Here is a 6122-nt window from a genome sequence, read left to right on the forward strand (position 1 = left end):
TCTCGATTACAACACTTCAGGAGCCAGCGAGATGATCTTCATGTGGTTCTTAGCACGAAGTTCACGCGGAACCGGTCCGAAAATACGGGTGCCGATCGGCTCTTTCTTGTTGTCGATGAGAACAGCTGCGTTGCTGTCGAAGCGGATAACGCTTCCGTCCGGACGGCGGATGTCCTTTGCGGTACGAACCACAACGGCCTTCATCACATCGCCCTTCTTCACGCGGCCGCGCGGGATGGCTTCCTTGATCGAGACGACGATAACATCGCCGATCGATGCGTATTTACGCTTGGAGCCGCCCAGCACCTTGATGCACATGACACGACGTGCGCCGGAATTGTCCGCCACGTCGAGGTTTGTTTGCATCTGAATCATGTCAGGTCGCCTTCTTGTTATGACCGGAGTGGTTGGACAGGTCCTTTCGGTCCGATCCCCTGATCCGGCTTGTCAATCCAAGTTTCACTGGAATGGGCGCGTCATATACGAAATACGCCCAAAATCAAGTCTAATCTCAAAAAGAGTTCACGCCCGGAGGATAAATCCGGGCGGGGCCTCATTTTCGCTGCGACTGATTACGGCTCAAGAATGAACCGTGACCACCCGCCAGCGCTTGTCCTTGGAGATCGGTGCGCATTCCTCGATGGAAACGACATCACCGGTCTTTACCTGGTTCTGCTCGTCGTGAGCCTTGTACTTCTTGGAACGGCGAACCGTCTTTTGAAGCAAGGGATGGGCGAAGCGACGTTCGACGCGGACCACTACGGTCTTGTCGTTCTTGTCGCTGACGACGGTGCCCTGCAGAATGCGTTTCGGCATTTCTTAAATCCTTCAAGCCTTTGCGTCGGCCGCCTTCTGGCGGGCGATCGTTTTGATCCGGGCAATGTCCTTGCGAACTTCATTGAAGCGGGCGGTCTTTTCGAGCTGACCGGTCGCCTTCTGGAAGCGCAGGTTGAACTGCTCCTTCTTAAGCTTGGCAAGTTCGTCATTCAGTTGGTCGGCACTCAGTGCGCGAACATCAGAAGCTTTCATTTCAATCACTCCTTACTCGGCAATGCGTTGAATGAAACGCGTCTTGACCGAGAGCTTGGCGGCGCCCAGGCGAAGGGCTTCGCGGGCAAGCTCTTCGCTCACGCCGTCGATTTCGAACATCACGCGACCGGGCTTTACCCGAGCTGCCCAATATTCGACGGAGCCTTTGCCCTTACCCATACGCACTTCAGTCGGCTTGGCAGTGACCGGAACGTCCGGGAACACCCGGATCCAGACGCGGCCTGCGCGCTTCATGTGACGAGTAATCGCGCGGCGGGCCGCTTCGATTTCGCGGGCATTCACCCGGTTTGGTTCCTGGGCCTTTAGGCCATATTCACCGAAAGCGAGGTCAAAACCACCCTTGGCAACACCATGGATGCGGCCCTTGAACTGCTTGCGGAACTTCGTTTTCTTTGGCTGCAACATTTTTTATTCTCCGAAGTGCCTTACGCGCTAATCACGCGTTGTCGCGGCGACGGTTGGTGTTGCCGCCCTGGTTGTCACCTTCGACAGCACGACGCTCGGAAGCCATCGGATCGTGTTCAAGGATTTCGCCCTTGAAGATCCAGACCTTGATGCCGCACACGCCAAAAGCGGTGTGAGCTTCTGCAACGCCGTAATCAATATCGGCACGCAGGGTGTGAAGCGGCACGCGGCCTTCACGGTACCATTCGCTACGGGCGATTTCGGCACCGCCGAGACGACCGGCGCAGGTGATCTTGATGCCTTCGGCGCCAAGACGCATAGCCGACTGAACAGCACGCTTCATCGCACGACGGAATGCAACGCGGCGCTCGAGCTGCTGGGCAATGCCCTGTGCAACCAGCGTCGAGTCAATTTCCGGCTTGCGCACTTCAACGATGTTGAGGTGCGTTTCGGAATTGGTCATCTCCGAAACCTTCTTGCGAAGCTTCTCGATGTCCGCGCCCTTCTTGCCGATGATCAGGCCCGGGCGAGCCGAGTGGATCGTCACGCGGCACTTCTTGTGCGGACGCTCGATGACCACCTTGGCAATGCCGGCAGCCTTGAGCTCGTCCATGAGATACTTGCGGATCGCAAGGTCTTCATGAAGAAGCTGGCCGTATTCAGCGTTGTCGGCGAACCAGCGGCTGTCCCATGTACGGTTGATGCCGAGACGGAAACCGACTGGATTAATTTTCTGGCCCATTATGCAGCCTCCCCTTCTTCGGCGACTTCGCGAACAACGATCGTCAGATGCGAGAACGGACGTTCGATACGCGATGCACGGCCGCGGCCACGAGCGTGGAAACGCTTCATGACGATGGACTTGCCTACGTAAGCCTCCGCAACGACCAGCGAATCAACATCGAGATCGTGGTTGTTTTCGGCGTTGGCGATTGCCGATTCAAGCGTCTTCTTGACGGTTTCGGCGATACGCTTGCGCGAGAACTCGAGTTCAGCGAGAGCCTTGTCTACCTTCATGCCGCGGATAAGTGCCGCGACCAGGTTGAGCTTCTGCGGGCTGACACGGATCGTGCGGGCCACAGCCTGCGCTTCGTTGTCCTTGAGCCGGCGTTCTGTTTTAGCCTTGCCCATGATTACTTCCTCTTCGCCTTTTTGTCCGCGCCGTGACCGTAGTAGGTACGGGTGGGAGAAAATTCGCCGAACTTGTGTCCGACCATCTCTTCCGAAACCGACACGGGGACGTGCTTGTTGCCGTTGTAGACGCCAAACGTCAGGCCGACAAACTGCGGAAGAATTGTGGAGCGACGGCTCCACATCTTGATTACTTCATTTCGGCCGCCTGCGCGCACCTTCTCAGCTTTCTTGAGAAGATATCCGTCAACAAACGGGCCTTTCCATACTGAACGAGCCATTAATGACTTCCTCTCTCAATTAGCGCTGGTGACGGGAGCGCATGATGAACTTGTTGGTCGACTTGTTCGACCGGGTGCGCTTGCCCTTCGTCGGCTTGCCCCAAGGGGTAACCGGATGGCGACCACCAGAAGTGCGGCCTTCACCACCACCGTGCGGGTGGTCGACCGGGTTCATGGCAACACCGCGAACATGCGGGCGCTTGCCCTTCCAGATCGAACGACCGGCCTTGCCGTCGTTGATGTTGCCGTGGTCCGGGTTGGAAACCGCACCGATCGTTGCCAGGCAAAGGCCCGAAACGAGGCGCTGTTCGCCAGAGTTCAGGCGAAGGATCGCCATGCCCTGGTCACGACCAACCAGCTGTACGTAGGTACCAGCCGAACGAGCCATCTGGCCGCCCTTGCCAGGCTTCATTTCCACGTTGTGGACGATGGAGCCGACCGGGATCATCTGCAGCGGCATTGCGTTGCCAGGCTTGACGTCCGCGCCCTTTTCAGAAGCGATGACCTTGTCGCCGGCAGCAAGGCGCTGCGGAGCCAGGATGTAGCTGAGCTCGCCGTCATCGTACTTGATGAGCGCGATGAACGCGGTGCGGTTCGGGTCGTATTCCAGACGTTCTACCGTCGCCTCGACGTCGAACTTGCGACGCTTGAAATCGACGAGGCGGTAGGAGCGCTTGTGACCACCACCCTGGTAGCGTGCTGTGACGCGGCCCAGGTTGTTGCGACCACCCTTGGAGTGAAGACCTTCGGTCAGCGCCTTGACGGGCTTACCCTTATGCAGGCCGGAGCGGTCCACGATAACCAGCTGACGCAGGCTCGGGGTTACCGGATTGAATTTTTTCAATGCCATTGTCTTTATCCTCAGAGACCAGTGGTCACATCGAGCGTCTGGCCATCAACCAGAGTCACGATGGCCTTCTTGACGTCCTGCTGCTTGCCAATCGTTGTCTTGAAACGCTTGGTCTTGCCCTTGCGGACGAGCGTGTTGACGGCCTTGACCTTCACGCCAAACAGAGCTTCGACAGCAGCCTTGATTTCAGGCTTCGAGGCGTCCTTGGCGACGTTGAACACGACCTGATTGTTTTCAGAAACCAGGGTGGACTTTTCGGTGATCGCAGGGGTGCGGATCACGTCGTAGTGGCGAAGATCAGTCATTTGAACCGCTCCTCCAGAGCTTCCACTGCTGCCTTGGAAAGCACGAGCTTCTTGCGGCGCAGAATGTCATAAACGTTGATGCCCTGAACCGGCAGCACGTCCACATTCGGGATGTTCTGGGCGGCGAGCTTGAAGTTGCCATCCAGTTCGGCACCGCCGATGAACAGCACGTTCGTCAGGCCGAGACCGCTCAGCGCACCGACCAGTTCCTTGGTCTTTGCTTCAGAAGCGACCAGGTTGTCGATGATGATCAGCTCTTCAGCCTTCAGCTTTGCGGAAAGCGCGTGACGCAGGGCCAGAGCGCGGATCTTCTTGGGAAGATCATGTGCGTGGCTGCGGGTCACCGGACCGTGCGCACGGCCACCGCCGCGGAACTGAGGAGCACGAGCGGAATGGTGACGGGCGCGGCCGGTACCCTTCTGCTTGTACATCTTCTTGCCGGTGCGGGAGATTTCGGCGCGGGTCTTGGTCTGGTGCGTGCCCTGCTGCTTCTTGGCGAGCTGGTAACGGACCATGCGGGCAATGATGTCTTCGCGCGGATCGAGGCCAAAAACGGCTTCCGACACGGAGAGCTTGCCGGCATCTTTGCCTTCAAGTGTTTTTACAGTGAGATCCATGACAGGGCCCTCTTACTTCGCTGCGCGGACGCCAGCCGGACGCGGTGCGTCAGCCGGGGTACCCGCCTTTACGGCGTCACGGACGATGATCCAGGAGCCCTTGGAACCGGGGACGGCACCACGGACCAGGATGAGGCCGCGATCGTCATCGGTCGACACAACTTCGAGGTTCTGGGTGGTGACGCGGGTCTGACCCATGTGACCTGCCATCTTCTTGTTCTTGAAGACCTTGCCCGGATCCTGACGGTTACCGGTAGAACCATGCGAACGGTGGGACACGGAAACACCGTGCGTGGCGCGCAGACCGCCGAAATTGTGGCGCTTCATGGCGCCGGCAAAACCCTTACCGATCGAAGTGCCCGTCACGTCGACCAGCTGGCCGGCGATGAAGTGGCTGGCAGCAATTTCGGTGCCGACATCGATAAGATTTTCTGCGGTGACACGGAATTCGGCAAGCTTCGCCTTCGGCTCGACCTGCGCGAGAGCAAAAGTGCCGCGCGAAGCCTTCGAGACGTTCTTGACCTTGGCAACACCGGCGCCGAGCTGGACAGCGGTATAGCCGTTCTTTTCTTCCGTACGCTGGGCCACCACCTGGCAGTTTTCCATGCGCAAAACTGTTACGGGAACATGCTCACCAGCATCTGTATAGATGCGGGTCATTCCCACTTTCTGTGCAATTACACCTGAACGCATTGGTTCATTCCTCTTAGAAGTCCATCAGGGGCGAACCCCTTCGTGCCTCTTGTTTAAGGATTCCGTCCGGCTCTCTAATGCCTTCTGGTTTCCCGTTCCTGGAAGCCGTTGGCGGAACGCCACGTACCTTCCTTGTTATTTCGGCTTTCGCCGGACTTAGAGCTTGATTTCTACGTCGACGCCTGCGGCCAAATCGAGCTTCATCAGCGCGTCAACCGTTTGCGGTGTCGGATCGACAATGTCAAGAAGGCGCTTGTGTGTGCGCATCTCAAATTGTTCGCGGCTCTTCTTGTCCACGTGCGGCGAGCGGTTCACGGTGAAACGCTCGATGCGGGTCGGAAGCGGCACCGGGCCGCGGACCTGTGCGCCCGTACGCTTCGCTGTGGAAACGATTTCGCGCGTGGAGGCATCGAGGATCCGGTGATCAAACGCCTTCAGGCGGATGCGGATATTCTGGCCGTTCATTCGACTAGTCCTTGCTGTCATGTCCGCTTACCGGACACTGTTCTTGTTTCTTCGAAAGCAGCAGGCAGGGGCCGAAACCCCTGCCCTTGCTCTAACGATCGATTACTCGATGATCGAAGCGACGATGCCGGCGCCGACGGTGCGGCCACCTTCACGGATAGCGAAGCGCAGCTTCTCTTCCATGGCGATCGGCACGATCAGTTCGACCGAAACCGTGACGTTGTCGCCCGGCATGACCATTTCCGTGCCTTCCGGCAGCGAAACGATGCCCGTCACGTCCGTCGTGCGGAAGTAGAACTGCGGACGGTAGTTGGTGAAGAACGGT

The 6122-nt window shown here is 58.0% G+C and carries 13 protein-coding genes; all 13 read right to left on the reverse strand.

Annotated elements, in window-relative coordinates:
* Positions 1-6: 6 nt before the first annotated feature.
* On the reverse strand, positions 7-375 hold the full coding sequence (rplN, locus tag JJB09_RS24135) for a 50S ribosomal protein L14 (RefSeq protein WP_201663652.1): 369 nt from the start codon (positions 373-375) through the stop codon (positions 7-9).
* A gap of 204 nt (positions 376-579) precedes the next feature.
* Positions 580-816 (reverse strand): 30S ribosomal protein S17, encoded by a 237-nt coding sequence (gene rpsQ / locus JJB09_RS24140; protein ID WP_201663653.1) that lies wholly within the window; start codon positions 814-816, stop codon positions 580-582.
* A 12-nt stretch (positions 817-828) separates the two neighbouring features.
* On the reverse strand, positions 829-1029 hold the full coding sequence (gene rpmC / locus JJB09_RS24145) for a 50S ribosomal protein L29 (protein ID WP_201663654.1): 201 nt from the start codon (positions 1027-1029) through the stop codon (positions 829-831).
* Between the two features lie 12 nt (positions 1030-1041).
* Positions 1042-1455 (reverse strand): 50S ribosomal protein L16, encoded by a 414-nt coding sequence (rplP, locus tag JJB09_RS24150; protein WP_201663655.1) that lies wholly within the window; start codon positions 1453-1455, stop codon positions 1042-1044.
* 31 nt (positions 1456-1486) lie between these two features.
* Positions 1487-2197, reverse strand: coding sequence for a 30S ribosomal protein S3 (rpsC, locus tag JJB09_RS24155; RefSeq protein WP_201663656.1), 711 nt, complete (start codon positions 2195-2197; stop codon positions 1487-1489).
* Positions 2197-2586: a 50S ribosomal protein L22 gene (rplV, locus tag JJB09_RS24160; protein ID WP_201663657.1), complete on the reverse strand. Its 390-nt coding sequence runs from the start codon at positions 2584-2586 to the stop codon at positions 2197-2199. The genes rpsC and rplV overlap by 1 nt, the downstream gene beginning before the upstream one ends.
* A gap of 2 nt (positions 2587-2588) precedes the next feature.
* On the reverse strand, positions 2589-2867 hold the full coding sequence (gene rpsS / locus JJB09_RS24165) for a 30S ribosomal protein S19 (protein WP_201663658.1): 279 nt from the start codon (positions 2865-2867) through the stop codon (positions 2589-2591).
* A 19-nt stretch (positions 2868-2886) separates the two neighbouring features.
* On the reverse strand, positions 2887-3717 hold the full coding sequence (gene rplB, locus JJB09_RS24170; protein WP_201663659.1) for a 50S ribosomal protein L2: 831 nt from the start codon (positions 3715-3717) through the stop codon (positions 2887-2889).
* Positions 3718-3728: 11 nt separating this feature from the next.
* Positions 3729-4022: a 50S ribosomal protein L23 gene (locus JJB09_RS24175; protein ID WP_201663660.1), complete on the reverse strand. Its 294-nt coding sequence runs from the start codon at positions 4020-4022 to the stop codon at positions 3729-3731.
* Positions 4019-4639, reverse strand: coding sequence for a 50S ribosomal protein L4 (rplD, locus tag JJB09_RS24180; protein ID WP_201663661.1), 621 nt, complete (start codon positions 4637-4639; stop codon positions 4019-4021). The genes JJB09_RS24175 and rplD overlap by 4 nt, the downstream gene beginning before the upstream one ends.
* Before the next feature lie 12 nt (positions 4640-4651).
* Positions 4652-5332 carry a 50S ribosomal protein L3 gene (gene rplC / locus JJB09_RS24185; protein ID WP_201663662.1) on the reverse strand — a complete coding sequence of 227 codons (681 nt, stop codon included), beginning with the start codon at positions 5330-5332 and terminating at the stop codon, positions 4652-4654.
* Between the two features lie 156 nt (positions 5333-5488).
* A complete protein-coding gene (rpsJ, locus tag JJB09_RS24190) occupies positions 5489-5797 on the reverse strand; it encodes a 30S ribosomal protein S10 (protein WP_137156080.1) in 309 nt (102 codons plus the stop codon).
* A 102-nt stretch (positions 5798-5899) separates the two neighbouring features.
* Positions 5900-6122: EF-Tu C-terminal domain-related protein (locus JJB09_RS24195; RefSeq protein ID WP_485062658.1), on the reverse strand; the 223-nt coding region annotated here is incomplete at its 5' end.

It is taken from the genome of Phytoamicus setariae, from assembly GCF_016722925.1.
In the GTDB taxonomy this organism is placed as follows: Bacteria; Pseudomonadota; Alphaproteobacteria; order Rhizobiales; family Rhizobiaceae; genus Rhizobium_E; species Rhizobium_E setariae.